The sequence below is a fragment of the Pseudarthrobacter phenanthrenivorans genome (genome assembly GCF_000813845.1).
In the GTDB taxonomy this organism is placed as follows: Bacteria; Actinomycetota; Actinomycetes; order Actinomycetales; family Micrococcaceae; genus Arthrobacter; species Arthrobacter phenanthrenivorans_B.
The window spans coordinates 62934-86838 of record NZ_JWTB01000022.1; the positions used below are offsets into that span (position 1 = coordinate 62934).

The following is a 23905-nucleotide window of genomic DNA, read 5'->3' on the forward strand; positions in this document are numbered from 1 at the left end:
GCTGCGGACAGCGCGGAGAATCCGGTTATGTGACTTACTTGGCGTCTTCGGCGGGAGCCTCGGCGGCGGCCGGAGCTTCAGCGTTCTCTGCCGGAGCTTCAGCGGCTTCTGCCTTGCTGCCTTCGAGGAGCTCGCGCTCCCACTCGGCGAGCGGCTCTTCCGGAGCTTCGGTGGCGCCGGTGCCGCGGTTGTTGCGGGCGATCAGGCCTTCGGCAACGGCGTCGGCGACAACGCGGGTCAGGAGGTTCACGGAGCGGATGGCGTCGTCGTTGCCCGGGATCGGGAAGTCGACTTCGTCGGGATCGCAGTTGGTGTCCAGGATGGCAACAACCGGGATGTTCAGCTTCTTGGCCTCGTCAACGGCGAGGTGTTCCTTCTTGGTGTCGACAACCCAGAGCAGGGACGGAGCCTTGGTCAGGTTGCGGATACCGCCGAGGTTGGACTCGAGCTTGGTGAGTTCACGCTTGAGGAGCAGCAGCTCCTTCTTGGTGTACGCGGAACCGGCGACGTCGTCGAAGTCGATCTCTTCGAGTTCCTTCATGCGCTGGATGCGCTTGGCGACCGTCTGGAAGTTGGTCAGCATACCGCCGAGCCAGCGCTGGTTGACGTAGGGCTGGCCCACGCGGGTTGCCTGCTCGGCAATTGCTTCCTGGGCCTGCTTCTTGGTGCCGACGAAGAGCACGGTGCCGCCGTGGGCAACAGTGGCCTTGACGAACTCGTAGGCGCGGTCGATGTAGGACAGCGACTGCTGCAGGTCGATGATGTAGATGCCGTTGCGCTCGGTGAAGATGAAGCGCTTCATCTTCGGGTTCCAACGACGGGTCTGGTGTCCAAAGTGGACGCCGCTGTCAAGCAGCTGGCGCATGGTTACGACGGGCATTCCGACGCTCCTTATTTTCCGGCAGGTCATTCATGAGAGAACCCGGAGGCTTCTTACCCTGCCAATTGTTGACGGTTGATCAGCGTGGCCCGGATGGGCCGTGCTCCTGGCATCCACCGCTCTTCCCATCAGGACCAAAGCCTGACCGCAGGAAGCGCGGTCCTCCATGGACGACGCCGAAGCGTTGCCTGCCGAAGGGCTGGATGCGCGTAGTCAGCCGCCGCTCCCCCACACTCCTGAATGAGATGTGCCGACGCAATCCGGACAGGGTCATGCACCGCGGGGGTGGACTACTGGGCGGGAAGCGTTTGAGGGCGCAGCAAACTGCTCCATCAAGTGTACTACAGCCCTCCCCGCCTTCAGGACAGTGCAGGCCCGGCGGTGGCAGTTGTCCACATGGCCGGAATCGGCCCTCCCGGCCCGGGCCGGGGCCGGGCAGGGTGGTGCCATGAAACCGCCAATCCTGCTTGCCGCACTCCTGCTGTTGCCGGCCACGGTGGCGTCGCCGGGCACCGCCTTCCACTACAGGGCGTTGCCCTACGGCGCCGGCCCAGCCACCCCGGGCGCCGGCCCAGCCACCCCGGCCGTCCAGCCGCCCCTGCACGTCAAGCCTGTGCAACCGCCGGCCGCGCAAGTCCAGCCTGGGCCGACCAGCGTTGCCGGCGGTGGACTGGGCCATACGGTGTCCGGGGGCCGGCCGGCCGCCCGGCCTTCCTGGCAGTGGCCGCTGGCACCGCGGCCACCGGTGCTGCGCGGTTTCGATCCCCCGCCCAAGCCGTGGCTTAGCGGGCACCGCGGGGTGGATCTGGGCTTTGCCGGCGCCGGAGCCCAGGTTTTGTCCCCCGCCGCCGGAACAGTGAGCTTTTCGGGCGTGGTGGTGGACCGCCCGGTGATCACCATCGACCATGGCGGCGGGCTGCGGAGCAGTTTCGAACCGGTGGAAAGCACCCTCGCCGCCGGCGATGCCGTTGCGGCGGGGCAGGTCATCGGAACCGTCGTGCCGGGTCACTGCCCGCCGGCCCAGTGCCTCCACTGGGGCGTCAGGGACGGTGAAGAGTACGTCAATCCCCTGCAGTTCGTCCTGGACCTGCGCCCGTCCATCCTGCTTCCCCTGCCGGCACCATGAATCGAGCCGCAGGGTGGCGGCTGAGATTAGGGTGGAGGCTGAGGTCAGGGTGCGGCTAGACGATGGCCGAGATGCCGGTGATGGCCCGGCCGGTGACCAGGGTGTTGATTTCGGCGGTGCCCTCGTAGGAGTAGATGGCCTCGGCGTCGGCGAAGATCTTGGCCATCTCATAGTCGGTCACGATGCCGTTGCCGCCCAGGATGCCGCGGCCGAGCGCCACGCTCTCGCGCATGCGTGCCGTGGCGAAGGCCTTCGCCAGTGCCGACTGTTCATCCTTGGCGGCGTCCCCGTCCTCCAGCTGGGAAAGCCTGACCATCATGCCCATGGAGCTGACGGTGTTGCCGAGGATCCGGACCAGCTGGTCCTGGATGAGCTGGAAGGAAGCGAGCGGGCGGCCGAACTGCAGGCGCTCCACGGCGTAGCGGCGGGCAACGTCGAACGCGGCCAGCTGGAGTCCAACAGCCTGCCAGGCGACGGCCAGCCGGGTGACCTTGAGGACCTTGTTGACGTCGCGGAAGCTGTTGGCGTTTGCGAGCTTGAAGTGGTCCGGGACCGCCACGTCCGCCAGGACAATGTCTGCGTTCTGGACGGTCCGCAGCGAGATCTTGTTTTCGATCTTTGCGGCGCTGAACCCGGGCAGCGAGGTGTCCACCATGAAGCCCTTGACCTGGTTGTCGGCCACATCCCGGGCGTACACCACCACCCAGTCAGCGAAGGTCGCGTTGCCGATCCAGCGCTTGGCCCCGTTGAGGATCCAGGTATCGCCTTCTTTACGTGCGGTGGTGCGCGTTCCGCCGGCAACATCGCTGCCGCCCAGCGGCTCGGTCAGGCCGAACGCACCGATCTTTTTCAGCGCATAAATGTCAGGGAGCCACTCGTCCTTCTGCTCCTGCGACGCCAGCAGTTCGATGGACCCTGTGAAGAGCCCGTCGTGCACACCCAGGAACGTGGCGATCGAAGCGTCTGCCCGCGTCACTTCTGCATGCAGCATGCCGGCGAAGAGGTTGGAGTACCCCTGGCGGCGCACGGGGCTGACCAGGTCCAGGCCGGCGAGCTTCGGCACCAGGTCCATGGGGAATTCGCCGCGGTTCCAGCAGTCGACCGCCAGCGGCCTGACCTCGCGCGCCAGGAAGTCGCGGACCTCGGCCAGGCGGTCCTGCTCTTTTCCGGACAGAAGCTGCTCGAAGGCGAAGAAGTCGCCGTCGGCGTAGGGAAGCTCGTGGGGTCCGGATGCAGAGGGAGCCATGGGTACCTTCTTCGATGATCAGCGTTGACCATGCCGCCAAGCGGAGCACGGTATGTTACTGACCAGTAACATACCGCAGGGCGGGGGTTAAACCAAGGCAACCGCGGCCAACGTGGATCGTTGGCCGCGGTTTGTCGGATGGCGGTAGGGCTACTCGGACTTGAACCGAGGACCTTAGGATTATGAGTCCCGCGCTCTAACCAGCTGAGCTATAGCCCCCAAGCCCCGGGAGCCTGTGGTCAATCGACACGCTCCGGCAGGGCAGAAACACTCTAGCAAACCCGGGAACGGGATCAGACCACCTTGTCGTCGTAGGTGGCGCCCCGGTACAGGTCCTCGAAGGTCTGGAGCGTTCCCTGGATGCTGTGGGGCTCCACCATTTGCCGGCTGGCGCGGCCCATGGCGCGCTGCTCTTCCTTGGGCAGCTCCAGAACCTGGGTGATTTTCTTGGCCAGGTCGTCGCTGTCGTTGGGCGTGAAGAGGTACCCGTTCTCACCGTCGCGCACCAGGTGCGGCAGCGCCATGGCGTCCGCCAGGACCACCGGAGTGGAGGCGGACATCGCCTCCAGGGTCACCAGGGACTGAAGTTCGGCCGTTCCCGGCATGCAGAACAGGTCGGCGCGGATGTACGCCTTGCGCAGGTCTTCGTCGCTGGCGAGGCCCAGGAACTTCACCCGGCTACCCAGGCCGAGCCGCCGCACCAGGTCCTCCAGGGCGGGACGCACCTCGCCGCCGCCAACCACCTCCAGGTGCACGTTCAGCTCCGGCGGGGTCTTGCCGATGGCCTCGATGAGCACATCGACGTGCTTTTCCTCGGCGAGGCGTCCGGCGAACAGGACGGTGGGGTGCGCGTGGGGCTCGATGTGCTCACCGGGCTTGGGTTCGTACGCAGCGGAGTCGATGCCGTTGGACAGGGGCAGGACCTTGCGCAGGAAGGCGTGCTCGTGCATGGCACGGGCGGCAAGCGGGGTGGGGGTGGTGACGACGTCGGCCTGGCCCATGACCTTGCCCATGTCCTTCCAGGAGACACGGCCAATGATGTCTTTGAACCACTGCGGGAACGGCAGGAAGGGGTTCAGGTTCTCCGGCATGAAGTGGTTGGTGGCGATAATCCGGACCCCGCGCTTCACCGCCTCGTAGAGTACGTGCTCGCCAATCATGTAGTGGCTCTGGATGTGCACGACGTCAGGCTTCACCCGGTCGAAGAGGAGGCTGATTTCCTTCTTGATTTCCCAGGGGAAGCAGATGCGGAAGGTTTCGTGGGTGAAGGCCCGGTGGGACCGCAGCCGGTGCACGGTTGCTTCCTCGCGGAACTCGGTGAAGCTCTTTCCCTTGCTGTCGCGGGAAGCCAGGACATGGACGTTGTGGCCCCGGGCAGTCATGCCCTTGGCCAGCCGGTATCCGAACTGGGCCGCGCCGTTCACGTCCGGCGGATAGGTATCGGCGGCGATGAGGATGGTCAGGGGGCGCTGGTCGGCTGGCGTGGTCATGTGGAGTACTCCTGATGGTCACGGTGCGGGCAGCGTGGAACTGACAGCACGGTTGGCCGCCGGCTTGGTTGGTTTGCGGCCTCGTGGGGTTGCTTGGGTGTGCGGAAATCGGTTAGTGGGTGGGCCTGCCGGCGGCCTTCCGCGCGTCCTTCCTGCGCTTGGTGACCTCCGGGTGGTGCCGGGAAAGTGCGATAACCCCAACGATAGCAAGGCAGGCAGCCGTTCCCATCGCAACCGCCATGACGGCTTGGACGTCGGGGCGAAGTTCGCCCAGGATGATGATCCCGATCGCGATGCCCACCATGGGGTCGATGACCGTGAGGCCGGCGATCACCAGGTCCGGCGGTCCCGTGGAGTAGGCGCTCTGCACGAACCAGGATCCAAGCCCACCGGCGGCGATGATGGCCACCACCGAATACCACTGCACGTTCAGCAGGAAGAGTCCGTTCGGGTCCAGCAGGTGCTTGCCGATGATCCGGGTGAGGACCGCGACGAAACCAAACAGGATACCGGCGCCGAGAATGTACACAAACGCATTCATCCGGTGCCTGAAAGTTACGGCCAGGGTGCCGAACAGCCCCACCGCCAACGCGAGCAGCAGCACGATGGTCAGTTCATCCTCCAGGCTGACGTGGTGGCTCTCCTGGGTCACATTGACGGCGAGGAGGACGAACAGCGCGGAGCCGGTGACGCATGCAGCGATGGACACGGCGGTGGCACGGTTGATGGTCAGGTCCTGGTCCCTGGCATTGACCACGGTGGTAATCACGAGGGCGATGGCGCCGATCGGCTGGACCACCGTCAGCGGGGCGGACACCAATGCCACGGCGTTCATGGCCATTCCGGTGCACAGCAGCAGGAGCCCGAACATCCACCGGGGATTGCGCAGCAGGCGCAGGAAACCGTTGGAGCTCAGGGCGAGTCCGCCGGTATCCGCTTTGACGGCGCTGCCCTGGCGCTGGGCGCCCAGGGCAAGGCAGAACGCGCCAAGTACCGCCAGGCCGACGGCAAGCCAGACCATCAGCCCTGCCCGCCGTTGTGCTGTTTCTGTTCCCTGCCTTTGCGCAGGATGGCCCAGAAGTAGTTGTAGGCGGCGATCCAGTGCCCAACCAGGCCAAGGCCCAGCACCACCCAGGCGGCGGCGAAGAGCTGGTCCGAGGCGCCGGTGTCCAGGCGGGAGAGGACCAGCAGCGGCGTACCAAGGAGGAGCAGCCCGGTCCTGACCTTGCCCACAACGCTGACGGGCAGGTCGGGGTGGCCGCGGAAGAAGGAAAGCGTCAGGACCAACAGGACGGCGTCCGGCACCACAAGCGCGGCCAGGTACAGCCAATGCACGACGCCGGCAATCACCAGGGTGGCGGCCACGGCCAGCAGGGCCAGCCGGTCGGCGATGGGGTCAAGGACCCTGCCGAGCTTGGAGGCCTGGTCGAACCGGCGGGCAATGTAGCCGTCGATCCAGTCAGTTCCGGCCATCACGGCCAGGACGATGACCCCGGCGCCGTACTCGTGCCGGGCAAGGACCAGCCACATGAACAGCGGGACCCCCATGAACCGCACCACGGTCAGCAGGTTGGGGATGGTGAACACGGCGTCGTGGTCCACCTGGGGACGGCCGGGGCGGGCGCCTGCACCAATGAACTTCACCCGTCCCCCTCTCCTTCCTGCCGCGCCGCAGCGCAGTGTTTCGGTTGTGTCGTGTGGTCCGCCGGACCGGGTCCTAGCTGGAGCGGAACAGCTTCCGGAGGAGGACCACCAGGACGGTTCCGGCCGCCACGAAGGCTGCCAGCGGCTTCCAGCGCCGCGGCAGGTCTGCGGACCCGGTCAGGGCGGCGAGCCGTTGTCCTGCCGCGTCCACGCCGCGCCGTGCCACGACCTGGCCTTCACGTACCCTGACCTGCGCCGCGGCCAGCAGGTAGCGGGCCTGGGTCTTGACGTCCAGCTCCGTGCCGAGTTCGTCGCGGACCTCGGCAAGGTGGTGGCGGCGCTGGCTCAGGCGGCGGACCAGTTCGGGTTCGGACGCATGCGGGAATTCCTGGTCGTGCTCGGCGGCCTTGGCTTGCTTCTCGGCCTTGGCCTTGGCTGCTTCAGCGTCCTTCCGGGCCTTGGCTGCCTTGCCTTCGGGGCTTTCGGGATCCAGGACTGCAGGGTTGAAGGCGGAGCCTTCCTTGGCCACGCCGATATCGTGCCGGATGCCGCGGATGGTTTCTTCGGGCATGAGCGGCATGGCTTTCTTGAACCTTGCCATGCCAACCAGTCCGCCGATCAGGGCGATGATGAGGAAGGCCGCAGAGACCAGGAGGGCCGCCAGCCATGCGGGCATGATGGTGGCCAGGCCCATGATCGCTGCGACGATCAGGCCAACCACCAGGAATGCCAGGAACAGAAGCGCGACGGCGAAGAAGGCGGCAGCCACCCCCACCTGGATTCCCTTGCGCTTGAGTTCAATTTTGGCGAAGGCGATCTCGTCGTTGAGCTGGCGGGGCGCCAACCGGAAGAGGAGTCTTGCCGTCCCGGGCAGTGCACTGATACGCAATCCCGGGCTGGTACGCCCGCTGTGACGTCCGCTCATCGGTTCCGCCTTACTGGTTTCATGGGTCCATACTGCTTCCGTTCGCTGCGGAAATGTGCAGCCGCACAGTCCACGCCACCCAAACTACCATTGAGGTTCTGGGCGGACTTGGGGGCTTGCCGGACGGCGCGGCCTACAACGCTGCAAAAACAGCGGCGGCCCGGCCTAGGATTGTTCTCCGTGACCACTCCCCCCAATCCGGGCGACCTACTGAGCCGGCGCCGGAAGCTCCTGTACATCCTCCTCCTGGGCGCACTGACGGCCCTCGGTCCGTTCACCATCGACCTGTACCTGCCGGCATTCCCTGCCCTGGAGGCAAGCCTGGGGGTGACGGAGGCCCAGGTCCAGCTGACCCTCGCCGGGACCACGGTCGGATTTGCGTTCGGCCAGCTGGTGGTGGGGCCCTTCAGCGACAAGTTCGGCCGGCGGACCCCGCTGATCCTTGCCACGGCACTGCACATCGCCGCTTCCCTGGGCGCCGCCCTGTCCGCGGACATCACCACGCTGGGGATCTTCCGCGTACTGATGGGCGTAGGCGCGGCCGGCGGGGGCGTGGTGGCCATGGCCATGGTGCGGGACCTGTTTTCCGGCTACGCCATGGTGCGGATGTTCTCGCGGATGTCGCTGGTCAACGGACTCGCTCCCATCCTGGCCCCCGTTATCGGTTCGCAGCTGCTGCTGGTCATGCCGTGGCCCGGCATTTTCGTGTTCCTGGCCTCCTACGGGACCCTGGTGATCGTCGCGGCCCTGGTCCTGGTGCGCGAGACCCTGCCGCCGGAAAAGCGCGGGAAGAGCGGCATGACGGCCGGGCAGCGCTACAAGGCGCTGTTCAGCGACCGGATTTTCGTGGGCCTGCTCATGGTGGCGGGCTTCAATTTCGGCGGCCTTTTCACCTACCTGTCGGCCTCGCCCTTCCTCTTCCAGGACGTGTTCGGCTTCTCGGCCCAGCAGTACGGGCTGCTGTTCGGCATCAATTCGCTGGGGATCGTGGCCGGCGTCCAGACCAGTTCGCGGCTGATCAGGATCGTCCCGCCGCAGTGGATCCTGGCCGGCGCCACGGCCTGGATGTTCCTGATGGCGTTGCTGATTGTGGTCTTTGACAGGGCGGGGCTGGGGCTCTGGGGCGTGATGGTCCCGCTGTGGTTCTACATCATGGGCACCGGCTTCATGTTCCCCTGCGTGCAGGTGCTGGCCCTGGCCAGCCATGCGGCCCAGGCAGGCACCGCGGCCTCCCTGCTGGGGGCGGCCACGTTCCTCATGGCCGGGCTGATCTCGCCCGTGGTGGGCTGGCTCGGCATCACCAGCGCAGCGCCGATGGGCGCGGTGCAGGCGGCCTGTATCCTGCTGGCGATTGCAGCCCTGTGGCTGGTGGTCCGGCCACGCACGGTTCCGTCGATCCACTGACCCGGCGATCCACTCACCCGCCCATCAACCGACCCGGCGATCCACTCACCCACCCATCCATCCGCCACACCGAAAGGCCGCCCATGAGCCGCAGACCGCACCGCAACGGAAGGGGGCTTTTCCTGGGCGCCGTGCTTGGCGCCGTCGTCGGCTATTTTGCCGGCCGGGCCCTGGGCAACCCCGCCTGGGGCATCATCCTGGGGTCCCTGGCGGGCGCCGCCATCCTGTACCGGATCAACCCGGGGCCGCCAAACCGCCGCTGACCGGGTGCCGGCCGGATATCCCGGACCGGCACTGTTGTCCCTGCCCTCCGGCTCCCTCCCGCGATAAAATGATCCCGTGTCCAGCTGGCAGAACCAACCGCCACTTCCGGCCACATGGCAACGGTGCGACGCCAGGATCCTGCCACTGTGGTGGGAGCGGCTGTGCGCGCAGGCGGGACAGCAGTCGGCGGCGCTGTATGCGGCCGGGCTGTTCACGGAAGACCGGCGCCGGCCCATTGCCCAGTGGTTCAATCCCGCGTTCAACGCCGCCCTGCTGGTGGCACCGGAGACGTCCCCGGAGTGGCCCGTGCAGCGCTTCGGAATCTTCTACGCCCCGCCGGACACCGGCTTTGTCCGGATCCATTCCGCGCCGCACGAATGGAGTCCACGCGAGCCCCGGAAGTCACCCACCGAAAAGGAAGCCTTCCAGGCAGCCATCGCCGAGGCCGAACGGTTCCTTCAGGTGGAAATGGACTTCGTCTAGGACACCGCCCGCCCTTCCGGCTTCCCACCCCGCAGATAGAAAAATCCCCGTTCCTCCAACCGGAGGAACGGGGATTTCCTGTAGTGCTCCTCCTGCTGGACTTGAACCAGCAACCCTTCGATTAACAGTCGAATGCTCTGCCAATTGAGCTAAGGAGGAATGAAGCAGGTATGACATTAGCAAAGGATTCCGGCCGAAGGGAAATCGGCTGTTTTCCGCGCCCAAACACCCCTGCCGGTAACCAAAAATCCCCGTTCCGGAGACCGGAACGGGGATTGGAAGCTCCTCCTGCTGGACTTGAACCAGCAACCCTTCGATTAACAGTCGAATGCTCTGCCAATTGAGCTAAGGAGGAATGAAGCGGGTATCAGCCTAGCAAACACCCGCGGCGGAAACGAAATCGGCGGGTCCGTGATCTGCCCCACCCTCAGGCCCCGGCCGGCAGCGGGTCAAGCCTCTGCCCGCAATGCCCGGCGTTCCATCTCCAGCATCATCAGTTCCCGGTTGAGCCGCTGGTAAGTTTCCGGGTCTGCTGCGGCGTCGAGCCGCTGCAGCTGGCCCATCTTGTCCGCCTTCACCCGGGTGATCTGCAGCTCGAACAGCCGGGACAGGATGTCCCGGCAGTACTTGAGCACCGCTTCCTCGGTATGTGCAGGCAGCGGCACCACGGCCAGCTCCGAGACCAACGGCCGGAGCGGCTCAGGGACCTCGTGCATCACCTGCTCCACCCAGCGCACCGGATCGCCCGCCAGCCCCGGGCCGGAAGCACGCATGGCGTCATGCACGGCCTGGAACGCGGGGGTGGCGAACCTGGCGTCCTCGAACCGGTCCCACACCGCGCCGGTCAACAGGGCAGGCTGCTGCAAAGCCACTTCCAGCGCCTGCCGCTCCATCGAGGCCACGGGGTCCCGGGGGTCGGGCCGGTGGAAGGAAGGGACAGCGCCCGACGACGGTGCGGCGGCGACGCCGGGCCCGCCCGGCTGGGCAGAAGCAGGGTGGGAAGGCCCGGCTGGCTGCTGCTGGCCCGGAGCGGTGGGGCGTCCCGGTTCACCGCGCTTCGCTGCGTTCTTCACTTCCGCGGTGACCATGCGCAGGACCTCGTTGGGGTCCGGCATGCCCAGCCACCCTGTCAGGGCCTGGCAGTAGCCGGTCCGGGTGGACGCGTCGCGGATGGCCGCCACGACCGGCACGGACGCCTTCAGGCCCTGGACGCGGCCCTCGACGGTGTCCAGGTTGAACTGCTTCAGGGTGGTGCGGATGGCGAACTCGAACAGTGGCCGCCGGGACTGGATCAGGGCATGTACCGCTTCATCCCCGCGGCTGAGGCGGAGGTCGCAGGGATCGGCCCCGGTCGGTTCCACGGCCACGTAGGTCTGTGCGGTGAAGCGCTGGTCCTCCTCGAACGCCCGCAGCGCGGCCTTCTGGCCGGCGGCGTCGCCGTCGAAGGTGAACACCACCTCTCCCCCGGTGCCGTCGTCTGACAACAGCCGGCGGGCGATCTTGATGTGTTCGGTGCCGAACGCCGTGCCGCAGGTTGCCACCGCCGACGTAATTCCTGCCAGGTGGCAGGCCATCACGTCGGTGTAGCCCTCCACCACCACCAGCTGGCGCTCTTTGGCGATGCTGCGCTTGGCGAGGTCGATGCCGTACAGGACCTGGGACTTCTTGTAGAGCGTTGTTTCCGGGGTGTTGAGGTACTTGGGGCCCTGGTCGTCCTCGTACAGCTTGCGGGCGCCGAAGCCGATGGTGTCCCCGGCGATGTCCTTGATGGGCCAGATTAGGCGGCCCCGGAAGCGGTCGTAGATCCCGCGGTTGCCCTCACTGAACATGCCGGTGAGCTTGAGTTCCGCATCCGTGAACCCGCGGCCGCGAAGGTGCTTCAGGAGGGCATCCCACCCCTGCGGCGCGTAGCCGCAGCCGAAATGCTCCGCGGCTGCCCTGTCGAAGCCCCGGCCGAACAGGAAATTCCGTGCCTCCGCGGCGCCGGGGGTGAGCAGCTGGGCGCGGAAGAACTCGTCGGCGATTTTGTGCGCGTCGAGCAGGCGCTGGCGCCGGCCCACTTCCTCGCGGTTGGGGCCCGTTCCGCCGTCCTCGTAGCGGAGCTCATAGCCGATCCGGGCAGCCAGCTTTTCCACGGCTTCCTGGAAGGAGCTGTGGTCCTGCTTCTGGACGAAGGCGATGACATCGCCGTCCTCGCCGCAGCCGAAGCAGTGATAGCGGCCCACTTGGGGGCGGACGGTGAAGGAGGGCGAGCGTTCGTCGTGGAAGGGGCACAGGCCCTTGAACGTTCCCAGCCCGGCACCCTTGAGCGTGACGTAGCCGTCCACCACTTCCTTGATGTCCGTGCGCTGGCGTACTTCGTCTATATCTTCACGTTTAATCAGCCCAGCCACAGAGCAATCTTAGTGTCACCGGCACGGCGTCACCGGCCAGGCCTGCGCCGTTCCGCTTCCGGCGGGGTCCGCTCGACCAGGCCCAGGGCGAGCTTGGGACACAGGCGCACGGCCTCCCGGGCGGCTTCCCGGTCCGCCTCCCGCAGCGGCACGTCGGTGCGGTCATGGCCCGTCTTTCCGCGGGCCACGGGATAGCCCCAGTCGTCCCGGTCCAGGATGCCGGGCAACAGCTCAGCGCACAGGCCCCGGCCGTCGCAGCTGGTCCAGTCGATGTGCAGGTGCGTGGTCATGCCGCCACACCTCCCGGGCCGGCACAGTAGCCGGACAGGTGGGCGCGGAAGTCTGCGGCGAAGACCTCCAAGGCACTGGCCACCAGCCCGGCGGTCCCCTCCGGATGGCGGCATGCCCCACGCCCGGATACCAGGCGCCCCAGGCGGTCGAGTTCGGGGACAAGGCGGGGATTGCGTTCCCCTCCCGCAATTCTGTTGAGGATTGACGCCATCGCCGGCAGGCCGAACATGCAGGGTCCGCATTGCCGGGCGGATTCGGCGGCCAGGTAGCTGAGGATCCGGGCGGTGGCCTGGATGCCGCAGGTCTGCAGGTCCAGGGCGTGGATCACGCCCGCGCCGGGACGGACTGTGCTGCCGGCGGGTCCTGCGGGCGAGAGGACATGCGCGCCGGGCCGCACCCACCGGCCGTGGTAGCCGCCCACCAGGACGGCTGACACGGCGGCAGGGTCCATCCCCGCCTGGCGGAGGACCGGGGACAGCCCGGCGCCGCCGGGCACCTCCAGGACCACATCCGGGACGGGGGCGGGGCCGGAGACGGATACCAGCCGGGTGCCGGGATCGGCTGCCGTGCCGGCCTGGCGGAACCATTGCGGACCATAACGGGCAATCAGGGCCACCTGGGCGAGGGTTTCGACGTTAACCACCAGGGTGGGACGGCCGTTGAGTCCCGACTCGCTCAGGCGGCGGCGCTGGTCCACCGGGACGGCGGTGCCGTGGGCGATCATGTTGACGACGGCGCTCGACTCACCGGCAATGAACGTCCCGGGAGCCTCCACCACGCGCACCCGACCGGTGCCCGGCCGCTCAGCGAGCGCCTGGCGCACGCGGGGAAGGCTGTCCGCGGGTGCGTAGACGTACATGGCGGCACCGCCCAGGGCGGCGGCCAGGGCAAGCAGCCCATCGATGACCAGGTGGGGTGCGTGGGCCAGGAGCGTCCGGTCCTTGAAGCTGAGGGGTTCGCCTTCCGCGCCGTTGGCGATCACCACCGGCCGGGCTGCAAGCAGGCCCTTCCTGCCGGCGCCGGCAGTGGCCGATGCCTTGCGCCAGGTTTCGAACGCGGCTCCGCCCCGTCCCGTAAGTCCGGCAGCGGCCAGCGCCTCCAGCAGGCCTCCAGCAGCAGCCTGTGGTTCCCAGGGGCCGAAGGTGTCCAGGTGCCGGGCCCAGCCTGCATCGGGACCGGCGGCCAGGAGCCGCGGTTCCTGGTGGTGTGACGGGACGGCCTTGGCTGGGGACCCCATCCGTGCCGCCTGCGGATCGGTGTCACGGCTCACGGTAGGTTTCCTTGCCTGGCGTGGGATGTTTCGAGGAAGGACGGGCTCAGCCGCCAGAGCAGGGCGGCCGCGACCGCCACCGCAGATACTGCCGCCAGCAGGAGGAACCAGCCAGTCGAGACGTCGGTGCCATTGCCGAGGGCGTGTGCCATGGCCACCGGCCACATCCCGTAACTAAGCCAGTGCACGGCCTTAAAGGCGCGCTGCCCGATCCGGTGCCGGAGCAGCCCTGTCACCACCACCGCCAGGACCAGGTCCAGGGCGACTGTGCCCAGCCCCTGCCAGAACGGCTGGAACGAGCCAAGGAAAGGCACCACGATGTCCACCGGCCGGAGCTTGGCATAGGAGTCCAGGAGCAGGCATCCCACGTGCAGTCCCAGGAAGACCGTGGCGAGCAGGGCGATGTTCCGGTGCAGGAGGCTGATGGAGAACCGCGGCAGGACCATCAGCGGCCGGCCGGACCTGTTGAGGATCCCCAGCAGCACCGAGCCGGTGAACAGTACCAGGGACATGAACCCGCTGACACGGCCGAAGGCCCACATTGCCTCATCCATGGTGTGCTCCCCCGGTGCCCGCAGCTTCGACAGGTGCCGCATTTGCGGCGGGCCAGCCACCGGTGCTGGTGACCCGTCCCCTGCTGTCCACAAGCCGGGCCGGGATGCCTTCTGCCTGGAACCACTCCACGGCCGCGAAACCCCGGACAATGGCCGCGGTGCTCAGGGCGTTTGCGTCCAGGCAGGCAGGGGCAGCCACGGTAACCGTCCGCCAGACTGCTTCGGCGGGAAGGCCAAAGCGGGGGTCGAGGATGTGGTGGACCTGGGTACCGTGGTGCACCCAGCGGCGCTTCTGGGTACTGGATGTGGCAAGGGCGAACCCGGGGGCCAGCGAGATGTATTGGGCGGGGTCGCTTGGAAGGTCCTGCACCAGGATCTGCCACTGCCGTGGTTCTCCCCTGGCGTCTGCCCCAGCGCGGTGTCCCTCCGGCAGCGGTCCCGGGCCTGCGCCGGCAATGTCACCGCCAAGGCCCACCAGCACCCCGCAGCCCAGCTGCCGGTACACCTCGGCAGCTGCCAGGTCCGCCGCCACGGCTTTGGCCGAGGCGCCCAGGTCCAGGCGGAGGTCCGCCGGCAGGGTCAAGGTGTTGGCGTCAAGGTGCAGGCGGGACCAGCCCGGCGCCCGGGGTTCCGGTTCAACCGGCGTGGAGGGCATCGGCGGTACGGGGATGCTCCTGATTCCCGGGTGTCCAGGTGTTACCGCGTGGCCGTCCTCCTGCCCAGGGCCGTGGCCGAGGGCGGCAAGGTCCGCGCCGAGGGTGGGGTCCACGTCGCCGCCGGTCAGTGCCGCGGCATCCAGGGCGCGTTCCAGGAGCAGCCGGAACATCGGGCTGACGGGAACTCCGTGGGGCATCCTGGGCTGCAGCCGCATCAGCTCGGAGTCGTCCCGGAACCGGCTGCAGGCAAGGTCCACGCCGGACACCACCGAACGGACAATGCTTTCCGCCGGCCCCAGCAGGCGGGGATCAGTGACGGTGACTGATGCTTCCAGCTCCCAGACCGTCCAGCTGGAGCATGCCGTGCCATCGGCGGCCACCGCAGCAGCCCCGGTGCAACCGGCAGGATCGGAGCGCGCCATATCAGGACCCTGAGGACCTGCCGTGGATGGTGCCGCCGTTACCGGGCTGGACCGGGCTTGTGCTGCCGGAATTGCCGTTGCTCTTCGGCCGGCGGGTGCTGCTGCCCTTGCGGGTGCTCCGGTCGTCATCATCGGAACGGGCCGGGCTGGACGTCGGCGCGGGGCCTTGGGTATTGCTGTCCGTCCCGGACGCAGTCCTGGCGATCACCGATGGCGTCGAAGCGTACACCGCGGCTGCTGCGACCCCGGCGGCAGCGAAGCTGCCCACGCCCACGGCCGCAGTAATCCCGGTGGCAAGGCGTTTGCCCCTGCTGCGAGTACTCATGGCCCGATCCGTTCCTAGCGGCCTGTGTTTCCTCCCATAGTGCGCTTCATTCCTGTGTAGATGCTTTAAGGAAGCTGTTACCAGGCCGGTTTCCGGGGAGTGCCGTTCACGGGGTCACCAGAGTGAGGGCAGGCTTCCCACCAGGCGTTCGTACATGGCCAGCGCCGACCCGTCGGTCAGCGACGCCACCTGGTCGATGACGACGCGAAGGCGCGCACCGTCGTCGTCCGCCGCCCGCCAGTCGGCAGCGAACATTGGTTCCAGGTGGCGGTCGCCGGTGGCGCTGAGGGCGGTGACCAGGGCGTGGAGGACCTCCCGCTGGCGCTCGTAGATGGGCTGCCGGTGCTCGGTGGTCATCACGAAGGTGGTGGCCAGGCCCTTCATGACCGCGATCTCCATCACGGTCTCGTCGGGGACCATGAGTTCGGCGTTGTAGCGGGTGAGGTTTTCCGGCCCGTAGACGGCACGGGTGGTTTCCAGGGCACTCTGGCAGAACCTGCCGATGAGCTGGCTGGTCATGTTCTTGAGGGCGGCCATCGACTTGCGGCTGCCATCCGCCTCGCGGACCCAAACCTCCGTCGCCTCCAGCCGGGCCAGGGCGGCATCGATGGCGGCAGGATCGTTGTGCGGCAGGTACCACTGCTTGGCGTAGCCCACCACCCGGGCGCGGTGGTCCGGGTTGTCCATCCAGCGGAGCTGGAAGTGCCCGGCCACGATGGCGTCCTCCACGTCATGCACGGAGTAGGAGATGTCGTCCGCCAGGTCCATCACCTGGGCTTCCAGGCAGGTCCGGCGTTCCGGGGCGCCTTCGCGGATCCAGTTGAAGATGGGGAGGTCGTCCTCGTAGGCACCGAACTTGCTGGTGCGTTGGCCGTGGATCACCGGCGCCTCCAGTGCGGACCAGGGGTATTTCGACGCCGCGTCAAGGCTTGCACGGGTCAGGTTCAGTCCGGCGGGCCGGCCGTCCGCTGCCAGCACTTTGGGTTCCAGACGGGTCAGCAGGCGCAGGGTCTGGGCGTTGCCCTCAAACCCGCCGATCGCATGCGCCACCTCATTCAGCGCCGATTCGCCGTTGTGGCCAAAGGGCGGGTGGCCGAGGTCGTGGCTCAGGCAGGCCGTGTCCACCACATCCGGGTCGCAGCCAAGGGCCCGGCCGAGTTCGCGGCCCACCTGGGCCACTTCAAGGCTGTGGGTGAGGCGGGTGCGGACAAAGTCGTCGGTGTCCGGGGCCACCACCTGGGTTTTGGCACCCAGCCGGCGCAGGGCGGACGAGTGCAGCACCCGGGCACGGTCCCGCTCGAAGTCCGAGCGGTAGGTGCTCTTGGGCGGCTCCTCCACCCAGCGGGCGGAGTCGTGCGTGTCGTAGCCCGGCAGGGCCAGGCCAGCTGTGGGGGTTCCGGGCCCCGGGGTCCCGGCGGTGCGTGTTTCAGCCACCGGAGACGTCCAGTTCGGCCGCCGAGATATCCCGGGACTGGTCCTCGTTCAGGGCTCGCGAGTCCAGCCAGTCCTTGGGCAGGGCAGGCCTCTTCGGCGAGCCGGCGCGGCCCCGGGGACCCTCCGCATCCACGCCCGGGTAGGGCGAGTCGAGGTCCAGTTCGGCCAGCGTGTCGCGGAGCACCTCAAGGCTGGTGACCAGGGCCAGCCGGGTGCGCAGTTCCCCGCCCACCACATAGCCCTTGAAGTACCAGGCGATGTGTTTCCGGATTTCGCGCAGCGCCTTGCCTTCGTCGCCGAAGGTTTCCACCATCAGCTCGGCATGGCGGTAGACGCCCTCGGCCACCTGGCGCAGGTTGGGCCGGTGCCGGACATCGCTGCCTTCGAAGGCGGCCTGCAGGTCCCCGAACAGCCAGGGCCGGCCCTGGCAGCCGCGGCCCACCACCACGCCGTCCACGCCGGTTTCGCGGACCATGCGGACGGCGTCCTCGGCGGACCAGATGTCGCCGTTGCCCAGCACCGGAATGTCGGGGAGGGCTTCGCGGAGGCGGGCGATGGCGGACCAGTCGGCCTTGCCGGAATAGAACTGGGCGGCGGTACGGCCGTGGAGTGCGACGGCGGCCACGCCGGAATCGCGGGCAATCCGGCCGGCGTCGAGGTACGTCAGGTGGTCATCGTCGATGCCCTTGCGCATCTTGATGGTGAGCGGAATGTTGCCCTTTGACGCTTCCCTGACGGCAGTCTGCACGATCGAGGTGAACAGGTCGATCTTCCAGGGCAGGGCAGAACCGCCGCCGCGGCGGGTCACCTTGGGGACGGGGCAGCCGAAGTTGAGGTCGATATGGTCGGCCCGGTCTTCCTCAACAAGCATCCGTACGGCGGCGCCCACCGTGACGGGGTCCACGCCGTAGAGCTGGACGGAGCGGACCTTTTCGTCGTCGTCGTGGGAGATGATGCGGAGGGATTCGGGCGTCCGCTCCACCAGCGCGCGGGAGGTGACCATCTCCGCGACATACATGCCGCCGCCGTATTCGCGGCAGAGCCGGCGGAAGGCGGAGTTGGTGATCCCGGCCATCGGGGCAAGGATCACCGGGGTGTCAACGGTGATGGGTCCCAGCTTCAGGGGCGGGAGTTCCAGCTTGGGGGCGGGAGGGGTTGCTGCAACAGTCACCTGTCCATTGTTGCAAAGCCGGGCAAATCGGTGGCGCGTGGCGTTGTTCAGCCGCCGGCGGCCCGCCGGCCGCGGCGGGTGGCGGGTTCGTCCGTGGCGTGGGACCCGCCTGCCGTTGCACGCGCGTCCGTTGCCGCCGCGTCCGTTGCCGGCGGCTCGGCGCCGTCCGTGGCGGTGCGCCGGCCGCGTTCCGCGAGTGCGGCGGCGGCGAGCGCCCCCGTGTCCGCAACGTCGTCCGCACGGCTGTGCCCGGCGTCGTGCTTTTCATTTCGCGGCCCGGCGGTTGGTACCTGGGCTCCGCCGGCCTTGATCCCTGTTGCCTTGACGACAAGGACGGCGATCAGGGTGGTCACCGGGATGGCCAGGACCAGTCCGATGGACCCCACCAGCGTCCGGATGACCTCCTCGGAGAGCTCGGCGCTGGTGAGGGTGTCCATCAGCGGCCGGTCGTAGAGCATGACGATGATCAGGATGGGCAGGGAGGCACCGGCGTACGCGAAGGCGATGGTGTAGACGGTGGAGGCGATGTGGTCGCGGCCGATCCGCATGGCGGAGGTGAACAGCTTGCGGGCGCTGCTGGCCGGTGCCAGTTCGTATAGCTCCCACACGGCCGAAGACTGGGTGATGGTGACATCGTTCAGGACGCCCAGGCCGGAAATGATGAGCCCGCACAGGATGACGCCCGAAATGGAGATGTTCGACGACGTGTTCACCAGGGTGGCGGCGTCGTGGCTGCCGACGCCGGCGAGGTTGGCGGCGTCGGTGGCCCAGGCCGCCAGGAGGGCCGTGATGGCCAGGCCGAAAATCGTGCCCAGCAGCGCCGTTGATGTGCGTGCGGAGAACCCGTGGGCGAAGTAGAGCACGCCGATCATGATCACCGTGGAGCCCACCAGCGCCAGCAGCAGCGGCGGTTTGCCTTCCACCAGGCCGGGCAGCAGGAAGCTCACCAGCACGAAGTAGGCACCCACCAGCCCGATCAGGGCGCGCAGTCCGCGCCACCGTGCGACGGCGATGACCACCACGGCGTACAGCGCGGCCAGGAGGACGATTGGCAGGGTCCGGACGAAGTCCACGAAAATGTAGGCCGGCGAACCCTGGGATCCGGTGGCGCCCTGGACGTTGGAGAGGTTCAGGTAACGGATCTGGTCACCCGGTTTGACCCCGTGCGATGAGGCGACATCCGGGTTGATGACCACCTTGACCGGACTGCCGCCCTTGTCCGGTTCGGTGAAGGCGAACGTGCACTTCGAGCCCTGCTGGCCCGGGTTTTGCGAACCCGTTCCCTCCTGGCCCGTGTTCTGTTGGCCTGTTCCCTGCTGGCCTGTCCCCTGCTGGCTGGTGCCCTGGGTGCAGCTTTCGGTTACCACGCTCTGGATGGTTCCTGTATCAAACGTGACCCCGGGGGCCGTGGAGTACGGGTTGGCGAGGGATATTCCTTCCTTGCTCCCCGACGGCCACAGCGCGGCCATGCCGGCCAGGGTCAGCAGCGCCAACGGGATGAGCACCGCAGCCAGGATGCGGTTCGCCTTGCTGCGGGCAGCCATCGCCTGGGGCGTCGGCTCCGAATGATCTACGGAAGCGTGGGAGTGGCCGGCGCCCATCAGCAGTTCAACCTCATACGTTGAACTCTACGTGCGCCGCCATAGGGTTTATAAATGGACCATCGGGATGGGGAGGAACCAGGCATGGACAACCGTGGAACGCGGGGAACCGGCAGTGCGGCAGGAATTCATGGGGCCTCAAACGGCGGGGTGCAGGACGGGCAGGTGCCCGCGGTTCCCGCCTTTCAGCCCGTCCTGAGCGTCCTCGAAGCGTCCGGCGATACCAGGGGCGTGGTCCTGGTCCTGCACGGCGGCAAGGCCCACAGCCGGGATCCGGTGGAGGCCCGCCACCTGAGCCCGGCCAGGATGATCCCCTTCGCCCGGCATCTGCACCGGGCCGGCCGGAAGCACGGGCTGGCCGTCTGGTCCCTGCGCAACAGCGTCCGCGGCTGGAACGGCCCGGAGATGTCGCCGCTGCAGGACGCCCGGTGGGCACTGGCACAGATCGCCGAACGCCACCCCGGCGTCCCGGTCTTCCTGCTGGGCCACTCCATGGGCGGCCTGACGGCGGTGTGCGCCGCGGACCATCCGCAGGTGGAGGCAGTGGTGGCGCTTGCCCCCTGGCTGGGCCTGGAAACGCCGGCCGGCAGGGTCAGCGGCCGGAAGGTCCTGATCATCCACGGCAGCACGGACCACATGACCAGTCCCGCCCAGTCCCTCGCGTTCGCGCGCCGGGCCTCCGCCGAGGCGGCCAGCGTGCAGTACGTGTCACTCAAGGGCGTCGGCCACTTCATGCTCCGCAAGACCCGCGTCTGGCAGACCCTTGCCACCGGCTTCGTCATCAAGTCCTTCGCCGAGAGCACGGGGGCAAAGGTCCGGCCGCCGCGGGCGTTCACGCAGCTGTTGCCGGAATCCGCCGTCCACGTCACCCTGTAGGCGCCGGCACCGATGCCCTGGCGTCCCCGGTCCAACGACCGCTTCTACCGGCTGATCGTGCGCACGGGCCAGTTCCTGCTGTGGGCGCTGCGGCTGCAGATCCTGCCAACAGGCCTGGAAAACCTGCCCCCAAGGGGTCCCCTGAACGGCCCGTCCCGGCAGGTGTCGCCCGGCAGCGGCGTGGTTTTTGCCATCACGCACTTTGGCTACGTGGACTTCGCGGTGGTGGAGCTGCTCCTGTGGCGGCACACGCGCGCGCAGTTGCGCTTCCTGGTGCACCAGGGCGCGGCGGACCATTGGCTGGCCGGGCCCGCGATCAGCGCCAGCGGCCACGTGGTGGTGGGGTATGCCGGCCGCGCCGATGCCTATGACGCGGCAGTGGCGAAGCTCCGGGCCGGCGAGTACCTGGCCGTGTTCCCCGAGGCAGGGGTCAGCCGCAGCTTCACGGTGCGTGAATGCAGGACCGGCGCGGTCCGGATGGCCGCGGAGGCCGGTGTGCCGGTGATCCCGGTATCCGTCTGGGGCGCCCACCGGATCATGACCCGCGGCCATGGCTTTTCCCTCCGCCGCAGCTGGCGGGCACCGGTGCGGGTCCATGTGGGCGAACCTTTAGTGGTGCCGCCCGGACAGGATGCGGAGGCGGACACGGAGCTGCTGCGCAGCATCCTGCAGGCCGGCGTCGACCGCTGCATCGCGGACTATCCGCTCCAGCATGAAGCCGGGGCGTGGTGGATGCCGGCGCACCTGGGCGGCAGCGCGCCGACTGATGCCGAGCGGCAACTGCTGGACGCGGAAGACGCAGCCGCCGGCCGCCGTCGTGGTCCCCGCCAGCCCAAACAGCTTCCGCGCCCCAAGTAGTAGCGCCAGGGGCCGTTGTGAGCGGTCAACACGGCACCTGGCGCTACTCCGACGAAAAATTGCTGCTAGTCCGAGACCACCAGCGTTTCCGCGCCCGCCAGCCGCGCTTTCCCGCTCTCCAGGAGGGGTTCGACGGCGGCGCGCAGGGCGGTCATGGAATCGTCCAGTTCCAGCATGACCGGGTGCTGGTACGCGATCAGGGCCAGGATGTCCCGGACCGCCTCGGCGGCGTCGCCGGCATCCAGCGCGGGCTCGTGCCCGACGAAGACGTCCGTGGGAGCTTCGGCCGAGGCCGCCGCGGGCTCCTGCCCGTCTTCCGGGGTGGCCGGGGCTGCGTAGCTGACGGCGAATGCGCGGATGCGGCCCTTCTTTGCCGGTGCCACACCCGTCCCGAAGGCCGACTCCGGCTGGGCGCGCAGCACGATGGCGCCGTGCGCCCCGGTGAGCTCGTCGAGGAAGAGCTTCTGCACCTGGCCCACGGACAGCACACCGGGTGAGTCCCAGCCGTGGATGGAGGTGTAATAGCGGCCCACCACATCGGTCAGTTCCACGGACCCGGTGGCGAGGTCCATGACCACGTCGGACCCGGCGTTCTCACCGCTGACGGGCCGTCCGCCGTAGTCCTTGTCCGGGAAGACCGGCAGCCGCAGGGCGCCCGGCTCCACCACCACCAGGCGGGACCGCTGGATGGGTGCCAGCCCGAAGGCTTCGGCGAACGCGGCGCCAGCTGTGCCCGGCTCCACTTTGGCCCGGAGCTTTGTCACGCCCGACGGCGCGTTTTCCGCTTCACGGCGCAGCATGGTCAGCAGGCTGGCCCCGATTCCCGAGCGGCGGTGGTCCCTGGCCACCTCGATATAGGTCCAGAGGCGTTCCGGGTGCAGGGATGCCTCATAGACGACGCCGGCAGCGACGGGGATGCCGACGCCGTCAATAACGTCCTCGGCAACAATGCAGCGGCGCCACGGGGTGCCGTCGCGTCCGTTGGAGGACACGGCGAGGGCGCCGCGGAACTGGCGGGCCTGGGCGGTGTCCGGGTCGCCCCAGATCTCCAGGAGGGCAAGGTCGTCGCCGTCGCGCCATTCGCGGTATTCGATGGCCATGCTCAGGCCCCGATCAGCCGAGCCGCCAGGTAGCCCTCCACCTTGTCCAGGGAGACGCGCTCCTGGCTCATGGTGTCCCGCTCGCGGATGGTCACGGCCTGGTCCTCGAGGGTGTCGAAGTCGACCGTAATGCAGAACGGGGTGCCGATCTCGTCCTGGCGGCGGTAGCGGCGGCCGATCGCGCCGGCGTCGTCGAAGTCGATGTTCCAGTTCTTCCGCAGCTGGGCGCCCAGGGCCTTGGCCTTCGGGGAGAGGTCCTCGTTGCGGCTCAACGGGAGCACGGCTGCCTTGACCGGTGCCAGGCGCGGGTCAAGCTTCAGGACGGTGCGCACGTCCACGCCGCCCTTGGCGTTGGGGGCCTCGTCCTCGGTGTAGGCGTCCACCAGGAATGCCATGAAGGAACGGGTCAACCCGGCCGCGGGTTCGATGACGTACGGGGTGTAGCGCTCGTTGGTGGCCTGGTTGAAGTAGCTCAGGTCCGTACCGGAGGCCTTGGCGTGGGTGGAGAGGTCGAAGTCGGTGCGGTTGGCGATGCCTTCCAGCTCGCCCCACTCGGAGCCCTGGAAGCCGAAGCGGTACTCGATGTCCGTGGTGCCCTTGGAGTAGTGGCTGAGCTTTTCCTTGGGGTGCTCGTAGAAGCGCAGGTTCTCCTCGCGGATGCCCAGGCCGGTGTACCAGGCCATGCGCTCGTTCATCCAGTACTTGTGCCACTCTTCGTCCGTGCCGGGCTCGACGAAGAACTCCATCTCCATCTGCTCGAATTCGCGGGTGCGGAAGATGAAGTTGCCGGGGGTGATCTCGTTGCGGAAGGACTTGCCGATCTGGCCGATGCCGAACGGCGGCTTCTTCCGGGAGGTGGTGAGCACGTTGTTGAAGTTCACGAAGATGCCCTGCGCCGTTTCGGGGCGCAGGTAGTGCAGGCCTTCCTCGCTGGCCACCGGGCCAAGGTAGGTCTTGAGCAGGCCGGAGAACTCCTGCGGCTCGGTCCACTGGCCGCGGGTGCCGCAGTTGGCGCAGGCGATGTCCTTCAGGCCGTTCTCTGCGGGGCGGCCTTTCTTTTCCTCGTATTCTTCCTCGAGGTGGTCGGCCCGGTAGCGCTTGTGGCAGGACAGGCACTCCACCAGGGGGTCGGAGAAGACTTCCACGTGGCCGGAGGCTTCCCATACCTGGCGGGGCAGGATCACCGAGGAGTCCAGGCCCACCACGTCCTCGCGGCCGCGGACCATGGACTGCCACCACTGGCGCTTGATGTTTTCCTTCAGCTCCGCGCCCAGGGGGCCGTAGTCCCAGGCAGAGCGCGAGCCTCCGTAGATCTCACCGGCCTGGAACACGAAGCCCCTCCGCTTGGAGAGGGAAATGACCTGGTCGAGGACGGATTTTGCTGCCATGGGGTAACTCCAATTTCTACAGGGCCGCTGGGTGCGGTCCGCGGGTTGTCAGGCCCCCGGCTGCTGTGTGCTGGGCACAACGGGCAGCGGCCCGGGGCGGATGA

23 protein-coding genes and 3 tRNA genes are annotated in these 23905 nt (G+C 67.9%); 6 read left to right on the plus strand and 20 right to left on the minus strand.

Going from position 1 to position 23905, the window contains the following annotated elements; all coding sequences use genetic code 11:
• Positions 1 to 34 precede the first annotated feature (34 nt).
• A complete protein-coding gene (gene rpsB, locus RM50_RS12020) occupies positions 35 to 880 on the minus strand; it encodes a 30S ribosomal protein S2 (RefSeq protein WP_043452873.1) in 846 nt (281 codons plus the stop codon).
• 448 nt (positions 881 to 1328) lie between these two features.
• Here rpsB and RM50_RS12025 point away from each other — a divergent pair, with 448 nt between their 5' ends.
• Positions 1329 to 2006: a murein hydrolase activator EnvC family protein gene (locus RM50_RS12025; RefSeq protein WP_043452963.1), complete on the plus strand. Its 678-nt coding sequence runs from the start codon at positions 1329 to 1331 to the stop codon at positions 2004 to 2006.
• Positions 2007 to 2061: 55 nt separating this feature from the next.
• On the opposite strand, the gene RM50_RS12030 is transcribed toward RM50_RS12025, so the two are convergent.
• The 6 genes from RM50_RS12030 to RM50_RS12055 all read right to left on the minus strand — a co-directional run bounded on the left by RM50_RS12030 (position 2062) and on the right by RM50_RS12055 (position 7311).
• Complete coding sequence (locus tag RM50_RS12030) at positions 2062 to 3252, minus strand: acyl-CoA dehydrogenase family protein (protein ID WP_043452875.1); 1191 nt, start codon at positions 3250 to 3252, stop codon at positions 2062 to 2064.
• A 145-nt stretch (positions 3253 to 3397) separates the two neighbouring features.
• Positions 3398 to 3471: transfer RNA gene (locus RM50_RS12035), tRNA-Ile, on the minus strand.
• Between the two features lie 74 nt (positions 3472 to 3545).
• The gene (locus RM50_RS12040; RefSeq protein ID WP_043452877.1) at positions 3546 to 4742 is read right to left on the minus strand and encodes a glycosyltransferase; all 1197 of its coding nucleotides are present in this window, start codon (positions 4740 to 4742) and stop codon (positions 3546 to 3548) included.
• Between the two features lie 112 nt (positions 4743 to 4854).
• A complete protein-coding gene (locus tag RM50_RS12045) occupies positions 4855 to 5763 on the minus strand; it encodes a DMT family transporter (RefSeq protein ID WP_043452880.1) in 909 nt (302 codons plus the stop codon).
• The gene (locus RM50_RS12050; RefSeq protein ID WP_043452882.1) at positions 5763 to 6386 is read right to left on the minus strand and encodes a CDP-alcohol phosphatidyltransferase family protein; all 624 of its coding nucleotides are present in this window, start codon (positions 6384 to 6386) and stop codon (positions 5763 to 5765) included. Before RM50_RS12050 ends, RM50_RS12045 begins: the two co-directional genes overlap by 1 nt.
• A gap of 73 nt (positions 6387 to 6459) precedes the next feature.
• The gene (locus RM50_RS12055; RefSeq protein WP_043452885.1) at positions 6460 to 7311 is read right to left on the minus strand and encodes a phage holin family protein; all 852 of its coding nucleotides are present in this window, start codon (positions 7309 to 7311) and stop codon (positions 6460 to 6462) included.
• Between the two features lie 180 nt (positions 7312 to 7491).
• Between RM50_RS12055 and RM50_RS12060 the strand changes: the two genes are divergently transcribed.
• The 3 genes from RM50_RS12060 (at position 7492) to RM50_RS12070 (ending at position 9462) form a co-directional block, all read left to right on the plus strand.
• On the plus strand, positions 7492 to 8715 hold the full coding sequence (locus RM50_RS12060; RefSeq protein ID WP_043452965.1) for a multidrug effflux MFS transporter: 1224 nt from the start codon (positions 7492 to 7494) through the stop codon (positions 8713 to 8715).
• An 83-nt stretch (positions 8716 to 8798) separates the two neighbouring features.
• Complete coding sequence (locus RM50_RS12065; protein ID WP_043452887.1) at positions 8799 to 8978, plus strand: hypothetical protein; 180 nt, start codon at positions 8799 to 8801, stop codon at positions 8976 to 8978.
• Between the two features lie 76 nt (positions 8979 to 9054).
• On the plus strand, positions 9055 to 9462 hold the full coding sequence (locus tag RM50_RS12070) for a hypothetical protein (RefSeq protein ID WP_043452888.1): 408 nt from the start codon (positions 9055 to 9057) through the stop codon (positions 9460 to 9462).
• Positions 9463 to 9548: 86 nt separating this feature from the next.
• Here RM50_RS12070 and RM50_RS12075 read toward each other — a convergent pair.
• From RM50_RS12075 to RM50_RS12125, 11 genes are all read right to left on the minus strand, one after another.
• Positions 9549 to 9621, minus strand: a tRNA-Asn gene (locus RM50_RS12075).
• Positions 9622 to 9744: 123 nt separating this feature from the next.
• Positions 9745 to 9817 (minus strand) — tRNA-Asn (locus RM50_RS12080).
• Between the two features lie 94 nt (positions 9818 to 9911).
• Positions 9912 to 11855, minus strand: coding sequence for a DNA primase (gene dnaG, locus RM50_RS12085; RefSeq protein ID WP_043452889.1), 1944 nt, complete (start codon positions 11853 to 11855; stop codon positions 9912 to 9914).
• Between the two features lie 29 nt (positions 11856 to 11884).
• Positions 11885 to 12145, minus strand: coding sequence for a ferredoxin (locus RM50_RS12090; protein ID WP_043452891.1), 261 nt, complete (start codon positions 12143 to 12145; stop codon positions 11885 to 11887).
• On the minus strand, positions 12142 to 13416 hold the full coding sequence (locus RM50_RS12095) for an NADH-ubiquinone oxidoreductase-F iron-sulfur binding region domain-containing protein (RefSeq protein ID WP_240471951.1): 1275 nt from the start codon (positions 13414 to 13416) through the stop codon (positions 12142 to 12144). The genes RM50_RS12090 and RM50_RS12095 overlap by 4 nt, the downstream gene beginning before the upstream one ends.
• Positions 13413 to 13970 carry a ferric reductase-like transmembrane domain-containing protein gene (locus RM50_RS12100; RefSeq protein WP_043452969.1) on the minus strand — a complete coding sequence of 186 codons (558 nt, stop codon included), beginning with the start codon at positions 13968 to 13970 and terminating at the stop codon, positions 13413 to 13415. Before RM50_RS12100 ends, RM50_RS12095 begins: the two co-directional genes overlap by 4 nt.
• Positions 13963 to 15048: an FAD:protein FMN transferase gene (locus tag RM50_RS12105; protein WP_052260200.1), complete on the minus strand. Its 1086-nt coding sequence runs from the start codon at positions 15046 to 15048 to the stop codon at positions 13963 to 13965. The genes RM50_RS12100 and RM50_RS12105 overlap by 8 nt, the downstream gene beginning before the upstream one ends.
• Before the next feature lies 1 nt (position 15049).
• Positions 15050 to 15373: a hypothetical protein gene (locus RM50_RS12110; protein ID WP_043452893.1), complete on the minus strand. Its 324-nt coding sequence runs from the start codon at positions 15371 to 15373 to the stop codon at positions 15050 to 15052.
• Positions 15374 to 15487: 114 nt separating this feature from the next.
• Complete coding sequence (locus RM50_RS12115; protein WP_430929409.1) at positions 15488 to 16807, minus strand: deoxyguanosinetriphosphate triphosphohydrolase; 1320 nt, start codon at positions 16805 to 16807, stop codon at positions 15488 to 15490.
• A complete protein-coding gene (gene dusB / locus RM50_RS12120) occupies positions 16800 to 17978 on the minus strand; it encodes a tRNA dihydrouridine synthase DusB (protein WP_043452895.1) in 1179 nt (392 codons plus the stop codon). Before dusB ends, RM50_RS12115 begins: the two co-directional genes overlap by 8 nt.
• Positions 17979 to 18025: 47 nt before the next feature.
• Positions 18026 to 19522, minus strand: coding sequence for a YibE/F family protein (locus RM50_RS12125; protein ID WP_043452898.1), 1497 nt, complete (start codon positions 19520 to 19522; stop codon positions 18026 to 18028).
• Between the two features lie 141 nt (positions 19523 to 19663).
• Here RM50_RS12125 and RM50_RS12130 point away from each other — a divergent pair, with 141 nt between their 5' ends.
• Together RM50_RS12130 and RM50_RS12135 are read left to right on the plus strand one after the other, a co-directional pair.
• A complete protein-coding gene (locus RM50_RS12130) occupies positions 19664 to 20455 on the plus strand; it encodes an alpha/beta hydrolase (RefSeq protein ID WP_082007065.1) in 792 nt (263 codons plus the stop codon).
• A gap of 12 nt (positions 20456 to 20467) precedes the next feature.
• On the plus strand, positions 20468 to 21313 hold the full coding sequence (locus tag RM50_RS12135) for a lysophospholipid acyltransferase family protein (protein WP_043452901.1): 846 nt from the start codon (positions 20468 to 20470) through the stop codon (positions 21311 to 21313).
• Between the two features lie 65 nt (positions 21314 to 21378).
• On the opposite strand, the gene RM50_RS12140 is transcribed toward RM50_RS12135, so the two are convergent.
• On the minus strand, positions 21379 to 22413 hold the full coding sequence (locus RM50_RS12140; RefSeq protein WP_043452904.1) for a GNAT family N-acetyltransferase: 1035 nt from the start codon (positions 22411 to 22413) through the stop codon (positions 21379 to 21381).
• A 2-nt stretch (positions 22414 to 22415) separates the two neighbouring features.
• A complete protein-coding gene (locus RM50_RS12145) occupies positions 22416 to 23801 on the minus strand; it encodes a glycine--tRNA ligase (protein ID WP_043452907.1) in 1386 nt (461 codons plus the stop codon).
• Positions 23802 to 23905 lie beyond the last annotated feature (104 nt).